The following is a 25,161-nucleotide window of genomic DNA, read 5'->3' as shown; positions in this document are numbered from 1 at the left end:
GCACCGCCGCTTTCTTCCCCCTCGTGTGTGCCGGACACGGACCGAGGTGACGGGAAGCGACACGCGGCGACGTCCCCTCCCGACTGAGCGGGAGCCGCCGATCCGTCGATCGGCGCACCGGACCTTTTTCCTGATTCACCGGAAGGCTTGCGCACAGGGCGTGTCCCTGTGACGTGGGAAGAGAAATCCAAAGGAGAGTTTCATGCAGAGTTGGGCCAGGCGAGGCGTGCAGGCGGCGCTGGTCACCGGAGGAATGCTCGCGGCAGGCACCGGTGTCGCGTCGGCCTCCGAGAACTGCCCGGAACGTCCGACCTCCCCCTTCGGCGGGCCACTGACCCCGGCCGAGGCGGCGGGGGACGGCACCCCCAGTCGAAGCGGCGTGTGCTTCGCCGGGGAGCTCTTCCCGGACACGGAGGAGACCCTGGTGCTGCCCGCGCTGGACGGCGACGGGGAACGGGTCTCCAGGCTGTCCGAGGCCGACACCCTGGTCGGCAGCATCGCCCCGATCCGGGAGGCTCCGGCGGAGGCGGACAACGAACGCACCCTGCGGATTCCACGCATCACGGACGAACTCGCCCCGGACCTCCCCCGTGAGGAACAGTGGATCCCACCCCAGGAACTTCCGGATCCGACCGGACACTCCGTCTTCTCCGCCGGGCGCGGGGAAGCGTGGGGATCGGCCCCGGAGAGCTCGACCGTGTCCTCCACGGTCCCCCAGGACAGGGTCTCCGCCTGGACGGCTCCGGCCGAGCGCCCTCGGGCCAGGCACGCGGCTGCCGCCGAGGAGGCGAGACCGGCGGACGGTCCGCACCGTTCGGTGAGCTGGTCGGGCGCCCTGACCCACGAGGCCGGCCCCGTTGCCGAGCACAGTGGGGCGGAGTCCGCCGAGACCGCCAGGCACGCGCTGGTTCTCCCCGACGAAGGGGCGAGCGCTCTCGCCTCCTCACCCGCCGAGGGCATCATCTCGATGTGGCGGGGTTCCGGAGGCATGCTGGACACCGCCGCGGTGGACCTCACCACGGTGGGATTCGAAACCGGTCCGGACCTGCGCGCCGTTCCGGAACGGGTGCTTCGCTCGGCCGTGTCGACCGGTGCCGGGCAGCGGCGTGCGGTCTCCGAGGAGAAGGCTCCGCTCGATCTTCCCGGTGAGGTGCACCAGCGGGTCGACGAGCTTCCCACCCTGCCCGACCCGGCGCTGCTGTTCCCCGGCGAGGAGGCTGACGGTGCCGAGGGGCTCCCGGATACCGGGATCTCCTTGTCCGGCGAGGACGAGGCGAACACCCTGGGCGGAAACACCGACGGGGCCGGGTCCGTCGCCCTCGCTCCCGTGCGGGACTCGGGTGGGGCCGAGATGACCCGGACCTCGGAGGAGGTCCTGTTCACCCCGGTGCCGGAACTCTCCGAGGTGAGCACGCGGGTGGTCGACGAACTGGCCGCGGCCGTGCCGGAGCGTCAGGTCGTGACGTCCAACCCGTTCCGGGAGACCACGACCGCGCGCCGGGGTGCCCCGGAAGGCGGTGTGGCCCTTCCGATCCTGGACCGGGCGCCGCAGGTGGATGCCCTCGAGGGCATGACGGTGCCGCTGCCCGCGGTCGGGGCCGACGGGACCCCCAGGGCCGGGGCCGCCAGCGCGGCGGCGTAGCCGCGGGGCGCGTACGACCGGGTCCGACCACCCCGGTGGTACGTCCCCCTCCCGGGAGCGGGTGACCGTTTCGGCGATTGTCGGTCACCGGGACCCCGGGACGGACGGGGCCGGCGAGCCACGAGCTTGCCGGCCCCGTTCTTCGTGTTCGGGGGTATCGCCCTCCGAGGAGGGGACCCTTCGTGGGCGGCCACGGGAGTGAGAGCTCAGCGGGCCGGTCCCACCTCGGAGACCGTGGGGTCGGGATCCGGGGTGCGGCCGCTGCGGCGGTCGATCACGCCGAGATAGGCGTGGTACACCAGGAATCCCACACCGAGGTACACATAGGCGTTTCCGATCAGGTGTTCGAAGAAGTTCCAGGTCAGTTCCTTGCCGTCCCCTTGGGGGGCGTACCAGTGCGGTCCGATCAGGTAGAGCTCCGCGGCGAGGGTGGTCGCCAGCAGCAGGGGCAGGTTCCGGTGTCGGTATCCCCTCTCGAAGAGCAGGATCAGGCCGGCAACGATCCACACCCAGTGGTGGGACCAGGAGATCGGTGAGATCAGCAGGCCGAACACGGCGTTGAGCACGAGCGCGGTGGGCAGGTCGCGCCTGCCGGAGCGCGGGTACAGGGCGGTCCACATTCCGAACACGGTCAGCGCCGCCGCCAGCAGCACCAGCACCCCCAGCCCCAGGGTCTGCCACGGTTCGGGGACGGCCAGTTTGGCCAACAGGGAGCGCAGGGAGACGTTGCCGGCGTAGATGGAGGCGTCCCCTTCGAACTGGGGGCCGAAGGACACGTTGCCGCTGCTGAAGACCTGCCGGGTCCAGAAGTGGACGGCGTCCTCGAAGGCGAGCAGGAATCCGAGGGCGACGGTGCCGAGCAGGGTGGTCACGGCGGTGAGGATCGTGCGCACGTCGCGGCGCAGCAGGGGAAGCAACAGGAAGACCGCGGGGGTGAGTTTGATCCCCGCGGCTATGCCGATCAGCAGGCCGCGCGGGTAGGGCGGTTTCCGGGTGCCGTCGACGCGCCACAGGGAGTCGACGGCGACCAGCGCCATGAGCACCAGGTTGATCTGGGCGTAGGTGAGCGTTTCGAGCACCGGCTCGGTGACCGTGGCCAGGGGCAGGAGCACTGCGGTGAACAGCAGGGCGCGTCGGCGGGTGCGCTCCCCCAGGGGGCAGGCGCGGAGCACCACGTAGAGCGTGCTCAGCAGGGCCAGGTGGCTGACCAGCATGATCGCGGCGACGGCTTTGGTCTTGGACACCACGGCCAGTGGGGCGAAGACGAACGCCGCGAACGGCGGGTAGATGAAGGGAAGTCGCAGTCCGGACTCGGTCGGTGGGAGGTCCTGGTAGATCGGCATTCCCTGGAGCCAGGCGCGGGCTCCGAGCTGGTACACCTCCCCGTCTATGTGCCCGTGCGGATTGATCGCCGAAACCATGACGAGCGCGCAGAACTCGCACAGGGCGAACACGATGATCAGTTTGCGGTGTTGCCGGAGAACTCCGATGAGGGATCCCCTGTTCGGGGGAGGGGCGGTGGGCTGCACTCTTGAACCGTCCTGTCGGCTACGACCTGGTTGTCGGTTGTCGGGAACGACACCAGATTAGGAGGTCAGCTCCTTCTCCAGGCTCCCCACCGTATTCATCGACTCGTTGTCGAACTGTTGTCCGGGGCGGGTGAGTCGATCAATCGGAGTCCTTTTCGCCATATGTGTTGACGCTACGTAAGTGACACACTGAAAAAACACCATGACGTGTGGTAGTCGCACTCTTGAATTTGATCCCGCCACAAGGGGAGGCTCACAACCACTGCTCCATCTGGTGGGGAGGGTAGCTCCGAATGAGTGTTGTCTATGCCACTGGCGCATCCCAGCTCACCGGAGTGTGGGATGAACTCATCATGGGACTGACCGCCGGATTCATGCTCACCGACGAGCGTGGCCAGGTGCTGGCCACCAACGACGCCGCCGCGGATCTGATGCGACTCGACCGCACCGATCTGCTCACCGGCTCGCGTCCCAGTGGTTGGGCGATGCAGGACAGCACGGGTGCGCACCTGCCGGACTGGTCGGATCTGACCAGCCAGGTGCTGCGTACCGGTACTCGCATGTCCACCCCCGTGGTCATCACCCAGCACGGCAAGCCGAGCGGACACCTGTGGATGGATTACCAGCCCGTCCGCATGTACGCGCAACAACGTGTGCTGATGTTCCTGCAACCGGTGGACACCGACGTCCCCCATTCCCGGGGGATGGTGGATCCGCTGACCGGCCTTCCCGGACGCGTGCTGCTGCTCGACAGGCTGGACCAGGCGCTGGCGCGGGCACGGTGCCGGGGCACCGTGAGCACGCTGGTGCTGGTCGACGTGCGCAGGCTCGAACAGTTCAACGTGGAGCACGGTTTCGCCCAGGGGGACGAACTGCTGACCGTGATCGCGGGACGGCTGCGCCAGAGTCTCAGCGACGAGCACACGGTGGCCCGTTTCGGCGGGGACGAGTTCGCCCTCGTGGTGGAACACCCCAGTGGGAACGGGGCCGAGATCGCGGAGGGAGCCCGCAGGGCGGTGGTCCGACCGATGCGGCTGGAAGGCAGGCAGGTGCGGCCGAGTGTGCGGGTTTCCTGGGTGACCAGCGACGGAAAGGCTTCGGTGCACTCGGTGGTCCACCGTGCCGAGCAGCAACTACGGGCCAAGGAGTGAGGGTGTTTCGCCGGGGGTGAGCCCCCGAGGAGCGGACGAGGCGTGACCGCCGTTCCGGCGGCTCCCCCGTCCGCGTCGAGGCGGGTTCCCGCGACGAATCCGGCGAATCCGGTGTCGTGTCCCACTGTGGCCCGACGGGTTACTTCCTCCACCACTCGGCGTCCTGCGGCGCCTCCAGCAGCGTGCGGACGTCCTCCGGCGGTCCGGGTTTGGCGAAGAACCATCCCTGGCCGGTCTCGCAGCCGATCTCCCTCATACGTGTCGCCTGGGCCCGCGTCTCCACCCCTTCCGCGGTGACCGTCAGTCCGAGGGCGTGGGACAGGTCCACCACCGTCCCGATGATCCTGGCGTCGACCGGGTCGAGGTTCTGGTCCTCGCCCACCCCCTCCATGAAGGAGCCGGCGATCTTGAGCTCGTGTACCGGCAGGTGCCGGAGGTAGGCGAGGTTGGAGTAACCGGTGCCGAAGTCGTCGATCGCGATCCGCACCCCCATCCGCGCGAGTGTGCGCAGGGCCTCCAGCGGCTCGTCCGCCGTGCTCATGATCGCGCTTTCGGTCAGCTCCAGCTGGAGCATCCCCGGTTCCAGCCCGGTCTCGTCCAGGATCTCGGCCACGTCGGAGACGAGGTTGGGGTCCCGGGACTGGCGTACCGCCAGGTTGACACTCATGAACGGGGCCGCGGAACCGAACTCGTCCTGCCAGAGCCGGGCCTGCTTGCACGCTTGGCGCAGCACCCAGCGTCCCAGGGACACGATCATGCCGGTTTCCTCGGCCAGCCCGATGAACCGGTCGGGCCCCAGGCGTCCCAGCTCGGGATGCCACCAGCGCACCAGCGCCTCCACCCCGGAGACCCGGTAGTGGTCCAGTCCCACGAGCGGCTGGTAGTCGACGTAGAACTCGTTGTGCTCCAACGCCGCCGGCATGGTGGCCGACAGCCGGAACTGGGCCACCTCGCTGGCGTTGCGCTCGGTGTCGAACAGGGCCCACTGGTTCTTGCCCTCGGCCTTGGCCCAGTAGAGCGTGACGTCGGCGTCGCGCATCAGCTCGGCCGGGGTCTGACCCGTCACGGGGCGTTCCAGGATCCCGATGCTCGCCGAGACGAACAGCTCCTGGTTACCCACCCTGATGGGGGAACTCAGCGTGTCGAGCACCTGTTCGGCGATGTCGACGGCCTGTTGGGTTCCCCGGGAGCCCTCGATCAGGATCACGAACTCGTCCCCGCCCATGCGGGCGACGAGGCGGTCCTCTCCCCGGACGGTCTCCGCCAGGCGTTGGGCCACGGTGACCAGCAGGTCGTCCCCGACGTGGTGGCCGAGGCTGTCGTTGATGACCTTGAAACCGTCCAGGTCCATGTAGCACAGCGCCACCCGCCTGGGTTGTTCCGAGCCGGCGTCCTCGTTCAGCGCCTCGGTGATCCGTTCGAGGAACAGGGCGCGGTTCGGCAGTCCGGTGAGCGGGTCGTGCAGGGCCTGGTGGCGCAGCCGGTCCTGCAACATCTTGCGGTCGGTCACGTCCTCCATCAGGGCGACCTGGTAGAGGGGCAGACCGTTCTCGTCGCGTACCAGGGAGACGATCAGTTCCGTCCAGGACTTGGTCCCGTCGGGGCGGGTGAACCGTTTCTCCATGCGGTACTGCTCGCGCTCGCCGCGGACGAGTTCCTCGTAGACCTGCCAGACGGTGTCGGTGTCCTGCGGGTCCATGAGGTCGTAGACCCGCAGGCCGTGCATCTCCTCGGCGCTGCGTCCGAGGATGCGGCGCAGCGAGGCGTTGGCTTCCAGGATGAGTCCCTCGGTGTCGGCGATGCCGATGCCGATGGCCGCTTCGGAGAAGATGGCGCGGAAGCGGGCCTCGCTGGTGCGCAGGGCCTGCTCGACGGAGTCCCTGGCGTCCAGGACGGCCTGGCGGATCGCCTCCTGCTCGTCCAGGGTGCGTTTGCGCGCGGCCTGCATGAAGCCGCCGCAGATCGCCGCCTGCACGGCCGAGACCCGGGTGCGCAGTTCCGGGGTCTCGGTGAGCCCGAACAGCGGGAGCATGTGCTCGCCGACGCTCTCGATCGTCTTGGCCAGGGACTCGGCCCCGGTGAAGTGGATGGCCACCAGATCGGCACCGACGGCGCGGGCGCCTTCGGTGTCCTGGGGAGAGCTGAGCAGCGCCTCGGCCAGGCGGTCGGTGTAACCTTCCAACTGCTCCTCGACCTCGGCCCCGGTCATCGGCACATAGCTGGTGCCGACCAGTGCCCGGGTCCAGGCCGCGGCGAACTCCCGCTTGTGTCGTCTGTCCACATCCGTCACGTCATGAGCGCTCGATACAGGCGCTGTCCAGCCGGTCATGCCTGCGGCGCCCTCCGCTCGTCGTAGTCGCCCGCGCAAGGTACTCGGGGAGCATACGGTCGATGCCGCCCTTCGGTCGAACGCGGAACCTGCTGTCACCCAGGGTAGCTACCGGAAGTGGATTGGCAGGAGACGCGGACCAAGATCGAAAGCGATGTTCATGTCACCCGACCGGGTCGAGTTTTGTCGTTTGAGCGGTGTCCGTTTTGCCTCATTGTGGGCAGAAGGTAACACGATACCTACCGGAAGCGGTGAAACGATCGTTTCCTTGATCACACGATCGGTGTTCGACAACGGCAGCCACCCGCGGAACCGCCTGAGCGCTCAGGCACCACACGGCAAGCTCCGACGCACGTACCAAGGGGAAGCGCATGCATCGTTCGGGTAGATTCGGTACCTCCGGCCTGTTGACCTACGGATTATCACTGATCTTCGGCGTGGTTCTGGTGTTCGGCCCCTCCGCGTACGCGGCCGAGGCCCCACAGGGGCGTGCGCCGGATTCCGACCACGCGATGGGCTCACAGATCCGGGAGAACGAGACGACGCCCGGGCGGCGGGCTCCGCACCTGTCGAACAGACCCTCGGTCCACGGCATGGACGTCAGTGGACACCAGAACAGGGTCGACTGGAATTACTGGTGGAACCAGGGGATGCGGTTCGCCTACGTGAAGGCCACCGAGGGGACCGGCTACACCAGCCCCGACTTCAACCACCAGTACACCGGCTCCTACCGGGTGGGCATGATCCGCGGTGCCTACCACTTCGCCCTGCCCGACCGCTCCAGCGGAGCGGCCCAGGCGCGCTACTTCGTCCGCAACGGGGGCGGATGGTCCGCCGACGGCAGGACACTGCCCGGTGCCCTGGACATCGAGTACAACCCGTACGGGCCGAAGTGCTACGGGAAGACCCCGGGGCGGATGACGGCCTGGATCCGGGACTTCAGCGACACCTACCACAGACTGACCGGCAGGTACCCCACCATCTACACCAGCACGCGCTGGTGGAACGACTGCGTCGACGGGGACTTCAGCTCGACGAACCCGTTGTGGATCGCCAGGTACAACGACTTCATCGGAGAGCTGCCCCACGACTGGGGGTACCACACGTTCTGGCAGTACACCTCGAAACCGCTGGACAAGAACCTGTTCAACGGCACGTACGAGCAGCTCGAAAGACTGGCGTTGGGGCGTTGACCCGTGGAGGAACCCACGGATGACGCCCGGGGCCGCGACACACCGGACGGCGGCCGTGTTCCCGGCGGTCCTCTTCGTGGAGAACACGGCCACCGTCGCGGCGAAACTCCGCGTGCCGGGGTGGTGCTCAGCCGAACAGCGCCGGCAGAGTGCCCTCCCAGGCTTGCCGCAGTTCGGTCAGCGGCAGCTCACCGACTCCCTGGATGTCCAGGCTCCGCGACTCGGTGTCGACCACTCCGATCTTGGTGCACGGCAGTCCCCGGGCGGAGCAGAGCTCGGTGAACCGCAGTTCCTCCCCGCGCGGGACCGACACCACCGCACGTCCCGCGGACTCGGAGAACAGCCACACGAACGGGTCGGCCTCCTCGGGCAGCACGACCCGGGCTCCCGTCTCCCCGATCAGCGCCATCTCCACCAGCCCCTGGGCCAGACCGCCCTCGGAGAGGTCGTGTGCCGCCGAGACCAGGCCGTCGCGGGCGCCCAGGGCGAGGATCTCGCCGAGCAGCTTCTCCCGGGAGAGGTCCACGCGCGGCGGAGTACCGCCCAGGTGGCCGTGGACCACCCTGCTCCACTCGGATCCGCCGAACTCGTCGTGGGTCTCGCCGAGCAGCAGCAGCGCCTCCCCCGGAGCGGCACCGATCCCCGTGGGGATCCTGCGGGTGACGTCGTCGATCACACCGAGCACCCCGACCACCGGGGTGGGCAGGATCGGGTCGCCGCCGGTCTGGTTGTAGAAGCTCACGTTGCCGCCGGTCACCGGGATGCCCAGTTCGGCGGCGCCGTCGGCCAGTCCGCGCACAGCCTGCTGGAACTGCCACATCACCCCGGGGTCCTCGGCGGAACCGAAGTTGAGGCAGTTGGTCACCGCCACCGGCTTCGACCCGGTCACCGAGACGTTGCGGTAGGCCTCGGCCAGCGCCAACCGCGCCCCCTGGTAGGGGTCGAGGCGGGTGTAGCGGGCGTTGCAGTCGGTGGCGACGGCGATCCCGCGTCCGCTCTCCTCGTCGATGCGCAGCACCCCGCCGTCCGAGGGCTGGGCCAGCACCGTGTTGCCGCGCACGTAGTGGTCGTACTGACTGGTCACCCACTCGCGGGAGCACAGGTTGGGGGAGGCCGCCATCCGCAGCAGCGTCTCGCGCAGTTCCCCGGCGCTGCCGGGGCGCGGGAGCGCGCCCGGATCGTCGGCCACGAGCCGGTCCTGTTCGGCGGGGCGGCGCACCGGGCGCTGGTACACCGGGCCCTCGTCGGCCACCGTCCTCGGCGGGACGTCGACGACCCGTTCGCCCCTCCAGTCCACCCGCAGGTTCTCGCCGTCGGTGACCTCGCCGATGACGGTGGCGGTGACGTCCCACTTGCGGCAGACCTCCATGAAGGCCTCCACGTCGGAGGGGCGCACGACCGCGCACATCCGTTCCTGGGACTCGCTGGACAGGATCTCGGCGGGGGTCATCCCCTCGGCGCGCAGCGGCACCGCGTCCAGGTCGATCCACATTCCGCCGTCACCGGCGGAGGCCAGCTCGGAGGTGGCGCAGGACAGCCCAGCCCCTCCGAGGTCCTGTACACCGACCACCAGACCGGAGCGGTACAGCTCCAGGCAGCACTCGATGAGCACCTTCTCGGTGAAGGGGTCGCCGACCTGCACGCTGGGCAGCTTCTTGCGCCCGCTGCCGGTCTCGTCTCCGCTGAAGCTCTCCGAGGCCAGTACGGAGACCCCTCCGATGCCGTCCAGGCCGGTGCGGGCACCGAAGAGCACGATCTTGTTGCCCGTCCCGCTGGCGTGGGCGAGCTGCAACTCGTCGGATTTGAGCACCCCCACGCACATGGCGTTGACCAGGGGGTTGCGCGCGTAGGACTCGTCGAAGACGACCTCGCCGCCGATGTTGGGCAGCCCGAGGCAGTTGCCGTAGCCGCCGATCCCCTCGACCACCCCGGGAAGCACCCGGGCGGTGTCGGCGGCCTCGGCGGGACCGAAACGCAGCGGGTCGGCCACCGCGACCGGCCGCGCCCCCATGGCCATGATGTCGCGGACGATGCCCCCGACCCCGGTGGCCGCTCCCTGGTGCGGTTCGACGTAGGAGGGGTGGTTGTGGCTCTCCACCTTGAAGGTGACCGCCCAGCCGTCCCCGATGTCGATCACACCGGCGTTCTCGCCGATGCCCGCCAGCATCTTGGCGCGCATCTCCTCGGTGGTCGTCTCCCCGAAGTACCTCAGGTGCACCTTGGAGGACTTGTAGGAGCAGTGCTCGCTCCACATGACCGAGTACATCGCCAGCTCGGCCTCGGTGGGGCGGCGGCCCAGTATCTGCCGGATCCGCTGGTACTCGTCCTCGGCCAGCCCGAGTTCGCGGTAGGGCTGCGCGAGTTCCGGCGTCCGCGCCGCGTACTCGGTGCTGTCCACTCGCTCGGGGCTCGTGACGGTGTCGTGCGTGGTTTCGGTCATGCTGGCACCAGGGTGTCGAGGGCGGACAGGAACATGCCGAGGCCGTCGTCGGTGGGGCCGGTGAGCGGGTCGATCGCGTGCTCGGGGTGGGGCATCAGCCCGGCGACCCTGCCCCGGGCGTCGGTGACGCCCGCGATGTCCCGGCTCGAACCGTTCGGGTTGTCCTCCACGTAGCGGAACAGCACGCGGCCCTCCCCCTCCAGCTCGTCGAGGGTGGACTCCTCGGCCACGTAGCGGCCCTCCCCGTGTTTGACGGGGATCAGCAGTTCGGCACCGGGTTCGTAGCGCGTGGTCCAGACGCTCGTGGTGTTCTCGGCACGCAGCCACTGGTCGCGGCAGACGTAGTGCAGCCCCGCGTTGCGGGTCAGCGCCCCGGGCAGCAGCCCCGCCTCGCACAGCACCTGGAACCCGTTGCACACCCCGAGCACCGGCATGCCGTGTTCGGCCGCGCGCAGCACCTCGGTCATCACCGGGGCGAACTTGGCGATCGCGCCGCAGCGCAGGTAGTCGCCGTAGCTGAACCCGCCGGGCACGATCACGGCGTCCACCCCGTGCAGGTCCGCGTCGGCGTGCCACAGCGCCACGGGGGTGGCTCCGGCGCGGCGCACCGCGCGCCTGGCGTCGCCGTCGTCCAGTGACCCGGGGAAGGTGATCACCCCGATGCTGGCCCCGGCGGCGCTCATGATTCCACCCGGCGCACGGACCAGTCCTCGATCACGGGGTTGGCGAGGAAGTTCTCCGCGATCCGTTCGAGCGTGTCGTCGTCGACATCGTCGGCGACCTCCAGCTCGAAGTGCTTCCCCTGACGGACGTGTGAGACTCCTTCGAACCCCTGGCGAGGCAGCGCGTTGGCCACTGCCTGGCCCTGCGGGTCGAGAATCTCCTCTTTCGGCATGACGTCGACAACGACTCGGGCCACGGGCGTCGCTCCCGGAACTGTGCGGATCCGCTCCGCGTTTCGCGGCGCGGATGGTCGGCGTTACGGGCAAAGCGTAACTGAGCTGCGAGTTCCTTCCCGACGGCCGGGGAGGTGCTGGGGCGTGGCTCACCTCGGGCCACGCCGGGACCTCCCCGGCGGTGTCGGGAGGGGGACGCCGTGCCCGGGTCACAGGGTTCGCAGCGAGCCCCTCAGGTGCGCTTTGCCGGAGGAGGAGCGCAGCGCGAACAGCCGCCGTCCCGGTTGTTCGCCCGCCTCCTCGGTGAACTCCACCCGGGAGGGCAGCAGCACCGGCTTGGCGAACTCCACGTCCACCGTGCAGGACCGCGGAAGCCGGCCCGCGAAGGCGGCCAGGCAGCGCGCGGCCGACCACATGCCGTGCGCGATGGCCCGGGGGAACCCGAAGGCCTTGGCGGTGACCGCGCTCAGGTGGATGGGGTTGCGGTCGCCGGAGACGGTCGCGTAGCGCCGCCCCAGGTCACGGGGCAGTTTCCAGCGGGCGGTCGGTTCCGTGGTCTCGGGTTCGGCGAGTTCGGAGGTTCCGGGGGCCTGCGGATCGCCCGTCCCGCGGCGCAGGTAGGTGCTGGTCTCGGTCCACACCGTTCGTTCGTCGACGAGGGTCTCGGTGACCACGTCGAACTGGGTGCCCTTGGGGTGGGCACGCAGCCCGGACAGGCGTACCCGCTGGGTCAACGAGTCGGTCACCGACAGAGGTTCGTGCCGGGTGATGCTGTTGGCCACGTGCACCAGCCCCACGAGCGGGAAGGGGAACCCCGGGTCGGTCATCAGTGTGACGGCGAGGGGGAACGCGGTGATGTGCGGATAGGTGAGCGGCAGTTCGTCCCGGTTGTCGAACCCGCAGATCCGGTTGTACTCGGCGAGGTGCTGCCGGTCGACCGTGATCTCGGAACGGACGTACTCGGTGTCCGGCAGCCTCGCCCGCGAGGGGTCGGTGCGCCGCAACGGCGTCGTGGCCGCGGCCCTGAGATACAGCGGGCCGAGTCCCGGCAGGCGGTCGAGTTCCGTGGTGGGCACAGCTGTTCTGCCTTTCCTCGGGGGTGGGAGGGACCTCGGTTCGGCGGGGCTTTCACGCCCCGAGCAGGCTCTGTCCGCACACGCGGATGACGTTGCCGTTCACCCCGTCGGAGCCGGGGTCGGCGTAGAAGGCGATGGTCTCGGCCACGTCCACGGGCAGCCCGCCCTGGGAGAGGCTGTTCATCCTGCGTCCGGCCTCCCGGATCGCCAGCGGGACGGCGGCGGTCATGGCGGTTTCGATGAACCCGGGGGCGACCGCGTTGATCGTCACGCCCCGTTCGGCGGCCCGTTCGGCCATCGCCTGCACGTGACCGATGACGCCGGCCTTGGAGGTGGCGTAGTTGGCCTGCCCCACGTTGCCGGCGATGCCGCTGATCGAGGCCACGCCGACGAGCCTGCCGCCCGCGCGCAGCGGGGAGGAGTCCTCCAGCAGCGCGTTGTTGATCCGTTCCTGGGCGGTGAGGTTGACCGACAGCACCGCGTCCCACTTGTCCCGGCTCATCCGGGCGATGGTCTTGTCCCGGGTGATGCCCGCGTTGTGCACCACGACGTCGAGGCCGTCGTGCCGTTCGGTGACGTGGTCGATCAACTGTCGCGGCGCGTTCTCCCCGGTGATGTCGAGCTGTAGTGCCGAGCCGCCGATCCGGTTGGCCACCTTCGCCAGGTCCTCGCCCTGGGCGGGGACGTCCAGGCACACCACGTGGGCCCCGTCGCGGGCGAGTGTCTCGGCGATCGAGGCCCCTATCCCCCGGGAGGCTCCGGTGACCAGGGCTGTTCTGCCGCGCAGCGGGTGCTGTTCGTCCTCGGGCTTGCGGGCCCGGGTGGCTCCCACACGGATGACCTGGCCGGAGACGAACGCCGACTTGGCGGACAGCAGGAACCGCAGCGTGGAGTCCACCGCCTGTTCTCCGCCACGGGAGACGTGGACCAGCTGTGCGGTGGCTCCGCCGCGGAGTTCCTTGCCCGCCGTGCGCACGAAGCCCTCCAGCGCGCGTTGCGCGGTCCGCTCGGCGGGGTCGGTGATCTCCTCGGGCGGGGTGCCGAGCACGATCAGCCGGGCGCAGCGCTCGGTTCGCCGGATGACGGGGGAGAAGAAGTCGTGCAGCTGTCCGAGTTCGGGGCTGCTCGTGATGCCGGTGGCGTCGAAGACCAGCGCGGCGTAGCGGGTGTCCTCCCCAGGGGTGTGACGCACCTCGGCGTGCAGCCCGCGGAGGGTTTCGGCGATGCTGTCCCCGAGGCGGGATCCCTCGGCCGCCCCGGTGAGCACGGGGCCGGACACCACGGGCTCCCCCGGCCGGTACCTGCGCAACGGGGTGGGGGTGGGCAGCCCGAGCCGGGCGGTCAGTTGCCGTCCGAATCGGGAGGTGACGAGCTTGCTGTACGGATCCGCCATCACGAACTCCTCAACGCGCGTGGTCCAGTACTCGACGCATAAGCTACCCGTCGGTAGGTTAAGTTGCTAGCCAGCACCCGTTGGGTGCCGCAGTCCGTCGACCAGCCGTGCCAAGGAGTCGGGTATGTCCACAACTCGCCGGGTCGCCATCGTCGGAGGGAACCGGATCCCGTTCGCCCGCTCGGGAGGGCCGTACGCGCACGCGTCCAACCAGGACATGCTCACCGCGGCGCTCGACGGCCTGGTGGCCAGGTACGGGCTTTCCGGAAGCAGGGTCGGTGAGTTCGCGGCGGGCGCGGTGCTCAAGCACAGCCGCGACTTCAACCTCGCCCGGGAGGTGGTGCTGGGCTCCGGGCTCGATTCGCGCACCCCGGCCCACGACGTGCAGATGGCCTGCGCGACCGGCCTGGAGACGGTGGTCTCGATCGCCAACAAGATCGCGCTCGGGCAGATCGAGTCCGGTATCGCCGGTGGGGTGGACTCGGCCAGCGACGCGCCGATAGAGCTCAACGACGAGCTGCGCCGCGTGCTGCTGCGCGCCAACCACGCCAGAACCCTCGGCGGTCGGCTGCGGGCGCTGGCCGGGGTGCGTCCGAGGCACGTGATACCGGGAATACCGCGCAACGCCGAGCCGCGCACCGGGCTGTCCATGGGCGAGCACGCGGCGAAGACCGCCGCCTCATGGCAGGTGAGCCGGGCCGCCCAGGACGAGTTGGCCGCCCGCAGTCACCAGCGGCTCGCCGCGGCCTACGAACGGGGTTTCTTCGACGATCTGCTCACCCCGTTCCAGGGGCTGTCCCGGGACCAGAACCTGCGTCCCGACTCCACTCCGGAGAAGTTGGCCAAGCTCAAGCCCGTTTTCGGCAGTGGTGAGCAGGCCACCATGACCGCGGGCAACTCGACCCCGTTGTCGGACGGTGCCGCCACGGTGCTGCTGGCCAGTGAGGAGTGGGCCGCCCACCACAGGCTGCCCGTGCTCGCCTACCTGGAGGACTTCGCCACCGAGGCCGTGGACTACGTCAGCGGTGACGAGGGGCTGCTGATGGCTCCGGTCTACGCGGTGCCGAAGCTGCTGGACCGTGCCGGGCTCACACTCGACCACTTCGACTTCTACGAGGTCCACGAGGCCTTCGCGGCCCAGGTGCTGTGCACGATCGAGGCGTGGAAGGACCCCGAGTTCTGTTCCCGCAGGCTCGGCAGGTCCGAGCCGTTGGGGGAGCTGGACCCCGAGCGGCTGAACGTGGTGGGTTCCTCGCTGGCTGCCGGGCACCCCTTCGCGGCCACGGGCGGCCGGATCGTGGCCACACTGGCCAAGCTGCTGTCCGAACGCGGTTCCGGGCGCGGACTGGTGTCGATCTGCGCCGCCGGAGGGCAGGGGATCACCGCGATCGTCGGCAGGTGAGCGGGCGCGGGAGGACGCGTGTGCCGCGGGTGGTGTTTCCGTCCGCGGCGTCCCGGTCCCGCTGGGAGGTTTCCGTTCCGGACGGTGCTGTTCCTCCCGGGTCGTTTCGCTCCCGCCGCCGACGTGACGCTCCGGTTCTCACCACTTCGGATTACTCTCCGGACGTGCCTCGGTGCGCGCGGTGGCGTATGTTCGGAAGCGGCGTGACCGGCGTTGCACATCGACAACCAGATGTGGGGCGGATCACATCATGTCGACGGTGTAACGCTTTGATGTACAGGCACGATGAACGGGGTGACTCCGCGATGCTGTCGGACCCCCGACCTGGCAGCATCGCGGAGTTCACCAAACCCTTCGTCCGCTCGCCGTTCGGCGGGTGGACCTCCTCGAAACTCCCTCGCCCGACGGGTGGTTTCCACGCCATAGGACGAGGTGTCTCTTCGTCGCGACAGCGACGAGTCCGATAACCGGCATCCCCCGTGCGGCGGGGTGGTGTCGCAGCCCCAGCGTTGTCACCGAAAGTGATCAAGAAGTCACTGTCGGTCTCGGACAGCTCTAAGGAGAGGCACCATGAACACCGCGATCGTGATGATGGGGGCGCTACTGCCCGTTCTCGCGGCGAGCATGTTCTACATGAGTGATCGCCGGGTTTCTCCCGAGGGAACCCGTGTTCCTCCGGAGACGGCCGGACACGAGAACTCCCGTTCCGCCGGGGAGCTCGTGGAGACGGCGGCGGGCGCCGACGGGGACTCGACCCGCTCCGAAGGCCGCTGAACAGAGCCCTGCCGAGGTGGTGTGCGGTCGGGCGGGGTTCCTTCACCGAACGGTGACGTGCCGTGCTCCACGGTGCTGGAGCACGCCACGTCGGTGCACACCCTCCTTGCTGAGAAATCGCCGAAAACGTTCTCAGAACGTTTTCGAATTCCCGTTTCCCGAAACACGGGTGAACGCGTCGCGGAAACCCTTCCGTGGCCTCACGTCCACTCCCGGAAACGGCGCTTCCTCGGGGTGGGGCCGAGGGGCACACCGGACGCCGGGACCCGCGAGAGGTTCCGTGTCGGGGAAGAGGTGACCCTCCTCGCCCGGGTGCCGGGAACACCCTCCGGCGGAGGTGTTGTTGACTCGGAGTGTGAGTAGCGAGCACAAGCCCAAGCGCGCCCGGGTGCGCGCACCGGAACCGACCGGACGCGGATGGTTGAACACCGGCGGCCAGCCGCTGCGACTGTCCGAGTTGCGCGGCAAGGTGGTGCTGCTGGACTTCTGGGCGTTCTGCTGCGTCAACTGCCTGCACGTGCTCGACGAACTGCGGCCGCTGGAACGCGAGTTCGCCGAGGAGCTGGTCACCATCGGGGTGCACTCCCCCAAGTTCGAGCACGAGGCCGACCCCGAGGCGCTCGCCGCCGCCGTCGAACGCTACGAGGTCGACCACCCGGTGCTGGACGACCCGGAACTGGCCACCTGGCGCGACTACGCGGTGAAGGCGTGGCCGACGCTGGTGGTGATCGACCCCGAGGGCTACGTGGTGCACGAAGCCGCCGGTGAAGGGCACGTCGAGGCACTGCGCAGGATCATCTCCGAACTGGTGACCGAGCACGAGGGCCGCGGCACGTTGCACCGGGGCGGTGGCCCCCGCGTGCCCCCCAGACAGGCGGACACCACCCTGCGCTACCCGAGCAAGGCGCTCGGCCTCGAAGGCGGCACCGTGCTGGTGGCCGACTCGGCGCACCACTCCCTGGTGGAGTTCGCCCCCGACGGGGAGACACTGCTGCGTCGCATCGGCAGCGGGACCCGCGGAGCCGCCGACGGGGACCCGGACACGGCCTCCTTCCGCGAGCCCGGCGGGATGACCCTGCTGCCCCGGCACGTCGCCGAGCGGGTGGGTTACGACGTGGTCGTGGCGGACACGGTCAACCACCTGCTGCGCGGAGTGCGGTTGGCCGACGGCGCGGTCACCACCGTGGCGGGAACCGGAGCGCAGTGGCGTGACGAGGCCCGGGGCGGCCCCGCCGCGGAGACCGCCCTGACCAGCCCCTGGGACGTGGCCTGGTGGGAACCGGCCGGTGGGGTGGTGATCGCGATGGCCGGTAACCACACCCTCGGCCTGTTCGACCCCGTCGCGGGGACCGTCGCCGGATTCGCCGGAACCACGGTGGAGGGACTGCGCGACGGGCCGGTCGAGGAGGCCTTCTTCGCCCAGACCTCCGGGCTCGCCGTGGACGAGGCCGCCGAGGAGCGGGGTGAGCCCCGCCTCTGGCTCGTCGACGCGGAGACCTCGGCGCTGCGCTGGATACGCCCCGGGGAACGGGGTTTCGAGGTGCACACCGCCGTGGGCAGGGGGCTGTTCGACTTCGGGCACGCCGACGGGCCGGCGGCGGAGGCGCTGTTGCAGCACCCCCTCGGAGTGGCGATGCTGCCCGACGGCACCGTGGCGGTCTGTGACACCTACAACGGGGCCGTGCGGCGCTACGACCCGGAGGCCGGGGTGATGTCCACCCTGGCGAGAGAGGTCGCCGAACCCTCCGGGGCGATCACGGTGGAGGGGGAACTCGTGGTGGTGGCCAGTACCGCGCACCGCCTGGAGCGTCCGGTTCCTCCCGGGGTGACCGCCCAACTGGTCGAGGGAGCCGCCCATCGCGTGAGCCGCCCGGCCACCGAGATCGCTCCGGGAGAGGTGGAGCTGACCGTGGTGTTCCAACCCCCGCCGGGGCAGAAACTGGACGAGCGCTACGGCCCCTCCACCCGCCTGGAGGTCAGTTCCTCCCCCGAGGGGCTGCTGGTGTCCGGGGAGGGCGACGGCACCGAGCTCACCAGGAGGCTGGTGCTGGCCGAGGGGTTCGAGCACGGCGTGCTGCACGTGGTGGCCCAGGCGGCCAGCTGCGACGACGACTCCGGGGTCGAGCACCCGGCCTGCCGGTTGACCAGGCAGGACTGGGGTGTTCCGATCCGCCTCACCCCGGACGGGGCCGCCAGGCTCCCACTGGTGATGGGTGGCATGGACGCGGGGTGACCGTGCGGATACGCACCGTGGTGAACCCGTCGACCCCGGCTTCCTCCGGGAGGCCGGGGTCCCACGCGCCGGGCACGGTTCAGCCCTGCGTTCCGGACGGACTCGACGGAACGCGTAAACTTTCCGGGTGACCGATGCCAAGCTTGAGATCCAGATGCTGCATGACCGGGTCATGGTCCGGGTCTCCGAAGAGTCCGGTGAACGTCGCAGTAGCGGCGGCATCGTCATCCCGGCGACCGCCCAGGTGGCCAAGAGGCTGCTGTGGGGAGAGGTCTTCGGCGTGGGCAGTCACGTGCGGAGTGTCCAGGCCGGCGACCAGGTGCTGTTCAATCCCGAGGAGCAGTACGAGGTCGAGGTCCAGGGAGAGATCTACGTCGTCCTTCGCGAGCGTGACCTGCACGCCGTGGCCTCCGAGAGAACCGAGCAGGGCACGGGCCTGTACCTTTGAGCGAGGTGCGCCCGGTTCGATGCGGCCGGCGTGCGGCCCGCCGCACGTAGGATCGGCTCGGAAAGCAGTGGAATGCCCCAGCAGCCGGGCTGTACCGGTGATGGTGGTCGGCTGGCTGCTGCTCGTCGCCGACCCCACCGCACGACCGAGGAGAAGAGGACGCGGTGCCGGAAGACCACGAACGTCCCGAAGCTGATCGGGATCGGCGAGCGGAAGAACCCACCGAACGTATCCGTTTCCTTTCCGGTGATCTCAGTGACGGCGTGGCTTCCGGGCCCGCCGAGGACGAGGGGACGACGGTCTCCGCCGAGTCCGGGAGGGACGACCGGGGTGCCCCGGAGCACACCGAACTCTCGGAACGGTCCACCGACCCCCGCATGGAACCGCCGCGGCTCGACGGGTCCGCCCCGACCGAGGGGGAGTCCGACTCCACGCGGTCCCTCGACGTGCCGACCGGCTCCACCTCCGAGGCCGACGGTGAGCGTACCGACGTCATCCCCGCCGTCGTCGAGGAGCAGGACGGCGAACGCACCGAGTCCATCCCGGTGGTGAACGAACCACTCCCCGGCGCGCCGGTGTCGATGGCCACCCAGTCCCTGCCCGAGCACACGCCCACCGAGTGGCCGGGTGGTCCGCACGACGGCTCCGCCGGTGACCGCGCCGGGGAACCTCCCTTCGGCATGGCCTGGGCTCCCCGGAACGGCGGCGACGGAGCTGCTTCCTCGGCAGGGGGCCTGGGGAACCGGAAGGTGCTGTTACGCACCCTGGTGACCGCCGGGTTCACCCTCGGAGTGCTCGTGCTGCTCTACCTCGGGGACCTGGCCTTCAGCAGCGGCGCGGTGCCTCGGGGGACCACGGTGGCCGGGGTCGACGTCGGCGGGCTCGACCGGGCCGCCGCCGAGCGCAAGCTGCGTTCGGAACTGGACTCCGGGCTGAGCGAACCCGTCGAGCTGCGGGTCGGCAAGGCCAGCAGCAGCATCGACCCGAAGGCGGCCGGGCTGTCGATGGACTGGGAGGCGACCCTGGACCGGGCCGGTTCACAGCCGCTCAACCCGATAACCCGGCTGACCTCCTTCTTCGTGTCCCGTGAGGTTCCTCCGGTGAGCAACGTGGACCGCGAGAAGCTCCGCGCGGAGCTGGAGGGGGCGCGTTCCGACCTGCACCGTGACCCCGTGGAGGGAACCGTGCGGTTCGACGGCGCCGAACCCGTCGCGGTCTATCCCGTGACCGGGCGGGACGTGAACATCGACAGGGCGATGGACGTGGTCGTCCGCGAGTGGGCGAGCACGGATCCGGTGGAGCTGCCCTTCACCACCCGGGAGGTCAGCACCACCCGGGACGGTGTGCGCCGGGCCATGGAGAACGTGGCCAAGCCCGCCGTCTCCGGACCGGTGACCATCAACGGTGACGGGGTGCAGGCCACGCTCTCCCCGACCGACATCGCCGCCGCGCTCCGCTTCGAGCCGAACGACTCGGGCGGGTTGAAGTGGCACCTGGACATCCCCAGTGTCGAGGAGGTGGCCCGCCCGCAGCTGAAGTCGACCCTGAAGGAGGCCGAGAGCGCCTCCTTCGAGTTCGAGGACGGCAAGCCCGTGGTCCAGCCCTCGAAGAAGGGACGGGCGGTCGACTGGAAGAAGACCCTCGCGCCGTTGGACGAGAAGCTGACCGAGTCCGGCTCGGACACGGTCGAGGCGGTCTACAAGGACGTCCCGGCGGAGTTGACCACCGAGCAGGCCGAGTCCCTGGGGATCAAGGAGAAGGTGAGCACCTTCACCACGGGGGGGTTCAGCAAGGACTCCGGGGTGAACATCCGCAGGGTCGCCGAGGAGGTCGACGGGGCGCTCGTCAAACCGGGGGAGACGTTCAGCCTCAACGGCCACACCGGGACCCGTCAGAAGGAGCAGGGCTACATCGCCTCGGGCATCATCAAGAACGGCCGACCCTCCGAGGCGGTGGGCGGCGGTATCTCCCAGTTCGCGACGACGCTGTACAACGCCTCCTACTTCGCGGGGATGAAGGACGTCGAGCACTCCGCGCACAGCTACTACATCAGTCGCTACCCGATGGGGCGGGAGGCCACGGTCTTCCAGCGGCCGGACGGCACCAGCGTCATCGACGTCAAGTTCAAGAACGTCTCCGACAGCGGAATCCTGATCACCACCGACTGGACCCCGGATTCGATCACGGTCACCTTCTGGGGGACCAAACAGTACGAGGTCAAGTCCAAGACCAGCGACAAGACCGATGTGGTCGAGCCCGAGGAGAAAGTGATCCCCGCCGGGGAGGAGTGCATCCCCACCGAGGGGAAGAAGGGCTTCACGGTGCACGACACCAGGATTCGCAAGAACCTGAAGACCGGTGAGGTCACCCGAACCAAACAGAAGACGGTGTACGAGGCCCAGCCGATCGTGAAGTGCGCGGAGGACGCCGAGCAGTAGCGAGGGCCCACCCGGAAACCGCCGTCGGGGCCTTGCGCGCCCCCGTTCCTCCGAGGTTCGGGGGCCACCGTCGCGGAGAGCGGCCCGGTGCCGGTGGCCCGTGCCCCGAACGGCCCGTTGCTCCCGGTCCCGGCCGGGGTTGTTCCCGAGCGGAAACAGAACGCCGCCCCTCCCCGGTGCTCCGGGAAGGGGCGGCGTCGACGTCCGGCAGGAGTCGTCGGGTGGAACCGCTCAGAACGCGGACTCGTCGACCTCCATCAGGGAGTTGTCCGTGGACTCGACGATCCTGCGCTTGGCGGAGAGCTCCGGAAGCACGTTCTTGGCGAAGAAGCGGGCCACGGCCACCTTGCCGTTGTAGAACGCCTCGTCCTTGCCGGAGACGCCCTTGTCGAGGGAACGCAGCGCCTGCTCGGCCTGACGCAGCAGCAGCCACCCGATCATCAGGTCGCCCATGCTCATCAGCAGCGTCACCGCCTGCTGACCGACCTTGTAGATCTCGGTGAGGTCCTCCTGGGCGGAGGTGGCGAACCCGATCATCGTGCCGAGCATGGCCTGGGCGTCGTCCAGGGCCTGGCTGAGCAGCTCCCGCTCCTCCTTCAGCCGGTCGTCGGCGTCGGAGGCGCCCAGGGTCTGCTGGATCTCGTTGGCGACGTGACCGATCGCCTGCCCGTTGTTCTTCACGATCTTGCGGAAGAAGAAGTCCTGGGCCTGGATCGCCGTGGTGCCCTCGTAGAGGCTGTCGATCTTGGCGTCGCGGATGTACTGCTCGATCGGGTAGTCCTGCAGGTACCCGGAACCGCCGAGGGTCTGCAGCGACAGCGTGAGCATCTCGTAGGCCCGCTCCGAGCCCACGCCCTTGACGATGGGCAGCAGCAGGTCGTTCACCTGGTCGTAGAGGGTGGCGTCCTCGCCGGAGGCCTTGGCCTGGGCGATGCGGTCCTGGTAGGTGGAGGTGTAGCAGTAGACCGCGCGGAGTCCTTCCGCGTAGGCCTTCTGCAGCATCAGGATGCGGCGCACGTCCGGGTGGTGGGTGATGGTCACGCGCGGGGCGGTCTTGTCCGCGGCCCGGGTCATGTCGGCGCTCTGCACGCGCTCCTTGGCGTACTCCAGGGCGTTCAGGTAGCCGGTGGACAGGGTGCCGATGGCCTTGGTGCCCACCATCATCCGCGCGTACTCGATCACCTGGAACATCTGCGCGATGCCGTCGTGCACCTCACCGAGCAGCCAGCCCTTGGCGGGGGTGCCGTGCTGGCCGAAGGTCAGTTCGCAGGTGGCCGAGACGTTGAGCCCCATCTTGTGCTCGACGTTGGTCACGAAGGCGCCGTTGCGCTCGCCGGGCTCGCCGGTCTCGTCGTCGAAGTGGTACTTCGGCACGAGGAACAGGCTCAGCCCCTTGGTGCCCGGCTTGGGCTCGATTCCCGGTCCTTCGGGGCGGGCGAGCACCAGGTGCATGATGTTCTCGGTCATGTCCTGGTCGGCCGAGGTGATGAAGCGCTTGACCCCGTCGAGGTGCCAGCTTCCGTCCTCCTGCTTGACGGCCTTGGTGCGGCCCGCGCCGACGTCGGAGCCCGCGTCGGGTTCGGTCAGCACCATGGTCGCGCCCCAGCCGCGGTCGATCATGAGCTCGGCCCAGCGGCGCTGCTGCTCGGTGCCGTTGTTCCAGAGGATGGTGGCGAAGCTCGGGCCGGCCATGTACATGAAGATGGCCGGGTTGGAGCCGAGCATCAGTTCGGCGGCGGCCCACTGGACGGAGGGCGGGATGCCGTAGCCACCCAGCTCGTCCGGCAGGCCGAGGCGCCACCACTCGCCTTCCATGACCTGCTGGTAGGACTGTTTGAACCCTTCGGGCAGGGTGACCGAATGCGTCTTCGGGTCGAAGTGGGCCGGGTTCCGGTCCCCCTCCTCGAAGGATTCGGCCAGCGGCCCGGTGGCGAGGGTGTTCAGTTCGGTGAGCACGCCGCGAGCTGAGTCCTCGTCGGCTTGTTCGAAAGCTCCCGTGCCCAGGTACTTCTGCACTTCGAACAGCTCGAAGAGGTTGAATTCGAGGTCGCGGATGTTGCTCTTGTAGTGGCCCATGGCGTGGCTCCCTCGTGCTGAATCGTGCGGGCGGGCCAAGCACCACGCCCTTACTCATCGGTAACCCAAGTATATTACCTATCGGTAACTTGTGCCAAGAAAACAGTGTTGCCGAGCGGAAACCACGCAGCGCATCGAGCTGTCATCGAGCGGAGTAGTGTCGGTGACTCCGAACACGGTTCCCCACGACGAGACACCGGCGGAGGCGCGATGACGGCGGCGTCACCCCCAGCGATCAGCACCGAAGGACTCGTCAAGAACTTCGGGCCCCATCGTGCCCTGGACGGGTTGGACCTGCGGGCCGAACGAGGCCAGGTGCTCGGAGTGCTCGGACCCAACGGGGCGGGCAAGACCACGGCCGTGCGCATCCTGGCCACCCTGCTGCGCGCCGACGCGGGCGAAGCCCGGGTGGCCGGACACGACGTGCGCTCCGAGCCCCACGCGGTCCGCCGCTCGATCGGACTGTCCGGACAGTACTCGGCGGTGGACCACAACCTCACCGGTTACGAGAACCTCCACATGGTCGCCAGGCTGCACGACATGTCCCACGCGCGTGCGCGCGAGCGCGCACGCGATCTGCTGGAACACTTTCGGCTGCGCGAGGCCGCCGACCGGCCGGCGAAGGGCTACTCGGGGGGAATGCGGCGGAGACTGGATCTGGCGGCGGCACTCGTCTCCCGACCCTCCGTGGTGATCCTCGACGAACCCACCACCGGCCTGGACCCCCGAGGACGCATGGAGACCTGGCAGGTGGTCTCCGAACTCGTCGGGGACGGCACCACGGTGCTGCTGACCACCCAGTACCTGGAGGAGGCCGACGCGCTCGCCGACGACATCGTCGTCATCGACCACGGCAGGGTCATCGCCGAGGGAAGCTCGGAGGAACTCAAGTCCCTGCTCGGAGGGGAACGGCTCGACGTGGTGGCCGCCCGGGCCCGGGACCTCCCCGCCCTCGTCTCCGCGCTCGAAGGGGTCGGATCGGGGGAGGTCGCGGTGGACGAGCGGAGTCTGCGCGCACGGGTCGCGGTCGAGACCGGATCGAGAGCGCTGATCGCCGCCGTCCGCCGTCTGGACGCCCTGGAGGTGGAGGTCCAGGACGTCGGACTGCACCGTCCCACGCTGGACGACGTGTTCCTCACCCTGACCGGTCGGGTCACCGAGGACTCCGGGCGAGCCGAGGAGAGCGCGGACGACGACGGGACGGCGGGGACCCCCAGCCGTGCCGCGGGAGGGCGGTGACCATGTCGAGGGTTCCGAGGAGCCTGCGGGACAGCGGAGTGATCGCCCGGCGCAACCTGCTCAACATAAAGCGCAACCCGGACTGGTTGCTCGAAGGAACGGTGCAGCCGATCATGTTCGTGCTGCTGTTCGCCTTCGTGTTCGGCGGATCGTTGGGCGGGGAGCGCTACAGGGAGTTCCTGATAGCCGGGATCTTCACACAGACGGTGGCTTTCAACTCCTCGTTCACCGTGGTCGGTCTGGCCAACGACCTCCAGCGGGGCGTCGTCGAACGGTTCCGTGCCCTTCCCATGTCCAGAGTGGCCGTACTGCTGGGAAGGACCGTCTCCGACCTCGCCGTCAGCGTGTTGTCGGTGATCATCATGTCGCTGTGCGGGTTGCTGGTCGGATGGCGGCTGCGGGGCGAACTGTCCGAGGTGGTGCTGGCCTATCTGGTTCTGCTGCTGTTCGCCTTCGCCATGTCCTGGGTGGGCGCGTTCGTGGGACTGATCTCCCGCAGTGTCGAGGTGGCACAGAGCGCGGGGCTGCTCTGGCTGTTCCCGGTCACCTTCATCTCCTCGGCCTTCGTGTCCGCCGAGGCGATGCCGACCCCACTGCGGGTCTTCGCACAGTGGAACCCGATCACGGTCAACGCCGACGTGCTCCGCGCCTTGTTCGGCAACCCGGTGCGGGTGGGGATGCCGCCGCCGACGAGCTGGCCCGCCGAACACGCCCTGGTGTACTCGGTCGGTTCCTCGGTGGCGATCGTCCTGGTGTTCCTCCCGCTGGCGGTGGCGCGCTATCGCAAGGTGGCGAGTCGGTGAACGCGAGCTTTCGTCCTCAGGGGACGGGGTGAGGCCGGATTCGCCGTCGGCGGGCGGAAGTTTCCGCGTTGTCCTGGTGTTTTGTGGTGGGGTGGGGGT

General features: G+C 69.2%; 18 protein-coding genes. 10 read left to right on the top strand and 8 right to left on the bottom strand.

All coding sequences use genetic code 11. From position 1 onward, the window contains the following. Positions 1-202 precede the first annotated feature (202 nt). Positions 203-1,642 carry a hypothetical protein gene (locus CEP50_RS10190; protein ID WP_146134787.1) on the top strand — a complete coding sequence of 480 codons (1,440 nt, stop codon included), beginning with the start codon at positions 203-205 and terminating at the stop codon, positions 1,640-1,642. 206 nt (positions 1,643-1,848) lie between these two features. Here CEP50_RS10190 and CEP50_RS10185 read toward each other — a convergent pair whose 3' ends face one another. Beyond that, positions 1,849-3,171 carry a glycosyltransferase family 87 protein gene (locus CEP50_RS10185; RefSeq protein ID WP_106113707.1) on the bottom strand — a complete coding sequence of 441 codons (1,323 nt, stop codon included), beginning with the start codon at positions 3,169-3,171 and terminating at the stop codon, positions 1,849-1,851. Positions 3,172-3,464: 293 nt separating this feature from the next. Here CEP50_RS10185 and CEP50_RS10180 point away from each other — a divergent pair, with 293 nt between their 5' ends. Continuing rightward, positions 3,465-4,322 (top strand): GGDEF domain-containing protein, encoded by an 858-nt coding sequence (locus CEP50_RS10180; RefSeq protein WP_106113706.1) that lies wholly within the window; start codon positions 3,465-3,467, stop codon positions 4,320-4,322. A 139-nt stretch (positions 4,323-4,461) separates the two neighbouring features. Here CEP50_RS10180 and CEP50_RS10175 read toward each other — a convergent pair whose 3' ends face one another. Beyond that, the gene (locus tag CEP50_RS10175; RefSeq protein ID WP_106113705.1) at positions 4,462-6,651 is read right to left on the bottom strand and encodes a putative bifunctional diguanylate cyclase/phosphodiesterase; all 2,190 of its coding nucleotides are present in this window, start codon (positions 6,649-6,651) and stop codon (positions 4,462-4,464) included. 371 nt (positions 6,652-7,022) lie between these two features. On the opposite strand from CEP50_RS10175, the gene CEP50_RS10170 reads away from it, so the two are divergent. After that, positions 7,023-7,844 (top strand): lysozyme, encoded by an 822-nt coding sequence (locus CEP50_RS10170; protein WP_181188318.1) that lies wholly within the window; start codon positions 7,023-7,025, stop codon positions 7,842-7,844. Positions 7,845-7,971: 127 nt separating this feature from the next. On the opposite strand, the gene purL is transcribed toward CEP50_RS10170, so the two are convergent. The 5 genes from purL to CEP50_RS10145 all read right to left on the bottom strand — a co-directional run bounded on the left by purL (position 7,972) and on the right by CEP50_RS10145 (position 13,649). Next, complete coding sequence (gene purL / locus CEP50_RS10165; RefSeq protein WP_106113704.1) at positions 7,972-10,284, bottom strand: phosphoribosylformylglycinamidine synthase subunit PurL; 2,313 nt, start codon at positions 10,282-10,284, stop codon at positions 7,972-7,974. After that, complete coding sequence (purQ, locus tag CEP50_RS10160) at positions 10,281-10,967, bottom strand: phosphoribosylformylglycinamidine synthase subunit PurQ (protein WP_106113703.1); 687 nt, start codon at positions 10,965-10,967, stop codon at positions 10,281-10,283. Before purQ ends, purL begins: the two co-directional genes overlap by 4 nt. Continuing rightward, positions 10,964-11,203: a phosphoribosylformylglycinamidine synthase subunit PurS gene (purS, locus tag CEP50_RS10155; RefSeq protein ID WP_026449390.1), complete on the bottom strand. Its 240-nt coding sequence runs from the start codon at positions 11,201-11,203 to the stop codon at positions 10,964-10,966. The genes purQ and purS overlap by 4 nt, the downstream gene beginning before the upstream one ends. A gap of 186 nt (positions 11,204-11,389) precedes the next feature. Further along, positions 11,390-12,256 (bottom strand): MaoC/PaaZ C-terminal domain-containing protein, encoded by an 867-nt coding sequence (locus CEP50_RS10150; protein ID WP_106113702.1) that lies wholly within the window; start codon positions 12,254-12,256, stop codon positions 11,390-11,392. A 52-nt stretch (positions 12,257-12,308) separates the two neighbouring features. Continuing rightward, a complete protein-coding gene (locus CEP50_RS10145; protein WP_106113701.1) occupies positions 12,309-13,649 on the bottom strand; it encodes a 3-oxoacyl-ACP reductase in 1,341 nt (446 codons plus the stop codon). 124 nt (positions 13,650-13,773) lie between these two features. Here CEP50_RS10145 and CEP50_RS10140 point away from each other — a divergent pair, with 124 nt between their 5' ends. The 5 genes from CEP50_RS10140 (at position 13,774) to CEP50_RS10120 (ending at position 20,944) form a co-directional block, all read left to right on the top strand. After that, the gene (locus CEP50_RS10140) at positions 13,774-15,051 is read left to right on the top strand and encodes an acetyl-CoA C-acetyltransferase (RefSeq protein ID WP_106113700.1); all 1,278 of its coding nucleotides are present in this window, start codon (positions 13,774-13,776) and stop codon (positions 15,049-15,051) included. Positions 15,052-15,621: 570 nt separating this feature from the next. Next, positions 15,622-15,825 carry a hypothetical protein gene (locus CEP50_RS10135; protein WP_106113699.1) on the top strand — a complete coding sequence of 68 codons (204 nt, stop codon included), beginning with the start codon at positions 15,622-15,624 and terminating at the stop codon, positions 15,823-15,825. A 355-nt stretch (positions 15,826-16,180) separates the two neighbouring features. Beyond that, the gene (locus tag CEP50_RS10130) at positions 16,181-18,058 is read left to right on the top strand and encodes an NHL domain-containing thioredoxin family protein (RefSeq protein WP_106113698.1); all 1,878 of its coding nucleotides are present in this window, start codon (positions 16,181-16,183) and stop codon (positions 18,056-18,058) included. Between the two features lie 127 nt (positions 18,059-18,185). Further along, positions 18,186-18,506: a GroES family chaperonin gene (locus CEP50_RS10125; protein ID WP_019856183.1), complete on the top strand. Its 321-nt coding sequence runs from the start codon at positions 18,186-18,188 to the stop codon at positions 18,504-18,506. 263 nt (positions 18,507-18,769) lie between these two features. After that, positions 18,770-20,944, top strand: coding sequence for a VanW family protein (locus tag CEP50_RS10120; RefSeq protein ID WP_258175138.1), 2,175 nt, complete (start codon positions 18,770-18,772; stop codon positions 20,942-20,944). A 231-nt stretch (positions 20,945-21,175) separates the two neighbouring features. On the opposite strand, the gene CEP50_RS10115 is transcribed toward CEP50_RS10120, so the two are convergent. Continuing rightward, positions 21,176-23,020 (bottom strand): acyl-CoA dehydrogenase, encoded by a 1,845-nt coding sequence (locus CEP50_RS10115; RefSeq protein WP_106113696.1) that lies wholly within the window; start codon positions 23,018-23,020, stop codon positions 21,176-21,178. A gap of 210 nt (positions 23,021-23,230) precedes the next feature. On the opposite strand from CEP50_RS10115, the gene CEP50_RS10110 reads away from it, so the two are divergent. Together CEP50_RS10110 and CEP50_RS10105 are read left to right on the top strand one after the other, a co-directional pair. Continuing rightward, a complete protein-coding gene (locus tag CEP50_RS10110) occupies positions 23,231-24,259 on the top strand; it encodes an ATP-binding cassette domain-containing protein (protein ID WP_106113695.1) in 1,029 nt (342 codons plus the stop codon). Positions 24,260-24,261: 2 nt separating this feature from the next. Beyond that, positions 24,262-25,062, top strand: coding sequence for an ABC transporter permease (locus tag CEP50_RS10105; RefSeq protein ID WP_106113694.1), 801 nt, complete (start codon positions 24,262-24,264; stop codon positions 25,060-25,062). Positions 25,063-25,161: the final 99 nt, after the last annotated feature.

The organism is Actinopolyspora mortivallis, from assembly GCF_003001495.1.
Lineage (GTDB): Bacteria > Actinomycetota > Actinomycetes > Mycobacteriales > Pseudonocardiaceae > Actinopolyspora > Actinopolyspora mortivallis_A.
This window is presented reverse-complemented; position numbering and strand designations above follow the sequence as displayed.

Coding starts and splice junctions, on each gene's coding strand:
- CEP50_RS10190 (WP_146134787.1), top strand. CDS start 203: ATGCAGAGTTGGGCCAGGCGAGGCGTGCAGGCGGCGCTGGTCACCGGA.
- CEP50_RS10180 (WP_106113706.1), top strand. CDS start 3,465: ATGAGTGTTGTCTATGCCACTGGCGCATCCCAGCTCACCGGAGTGTGG.
- CEP50_RS10175 (WP_106113705.1), bottom strand. CDS start 6,651: ATGACCGGCTGGACAGCGCCTGTATCGAGCGCTCATGACGTGACGGAT.
- CEP50_RS10170 (WP_181188318.1), top strand. CDS start 7,023: ATGCATCGTTCGGGTAGATTCGGTACCTCCGGCCTGTTGACCTACGGA.
- purL (WP_106113704.1), bottom strand. CDS start 10,284: ATGACCGAAACCACGCACGACACCGTCACGAGCCCCGAGCGAGTGGAC.
- purQ (WP_106113703.1), bottom strand. CDS start 10,967: ATGAGCGCCGCCGGGGCCAGCATCGGGGTGATCACCTTCCCCGGGTCA.
- CEP50_RS10145 (WP_106113701.1), bottom strand. CDS start 13,649: ATGGCGGATCCGTACAGCAAGCTCGTCACCTCCCGATTCGGACGGCAA.
- CEP50_RS10140 (WP_106113700.1), top strand. CDS start 13,774: ATGTCCACAACTCGCCGGGTCGCCATCGTCGGAGGGAACCGGATCCCG.
- CEP50_RS10135 (WP_106113699.1), top strand. CDS start 15,622: ATGAACACCGCGATCGTGATGATGGGGGCGCTACTGCCCGTTCTCGCG.
- CEP50_RS10115 (WP_106113696.1), bottom strand. CDS start 23,020: ATGGGCCACTACAAGAGCAACATCCGCGACCTCGAATTCAACCTCTTC.
- CEP50_RS10110 (WP_106113695.1), top strand. CDS start 23,231: ATGACGGCGGCGTCACCCCCAGCGATCAGCACCGAAGGACTCGTCAAG.
- CEP50_RS10105 (WP_106113694.1), top strand. CDS start 24,262: ATGTCGAGGGTTCCGAGGAGCCTGCGGGACAGCGGAGTGATCGCCCGG.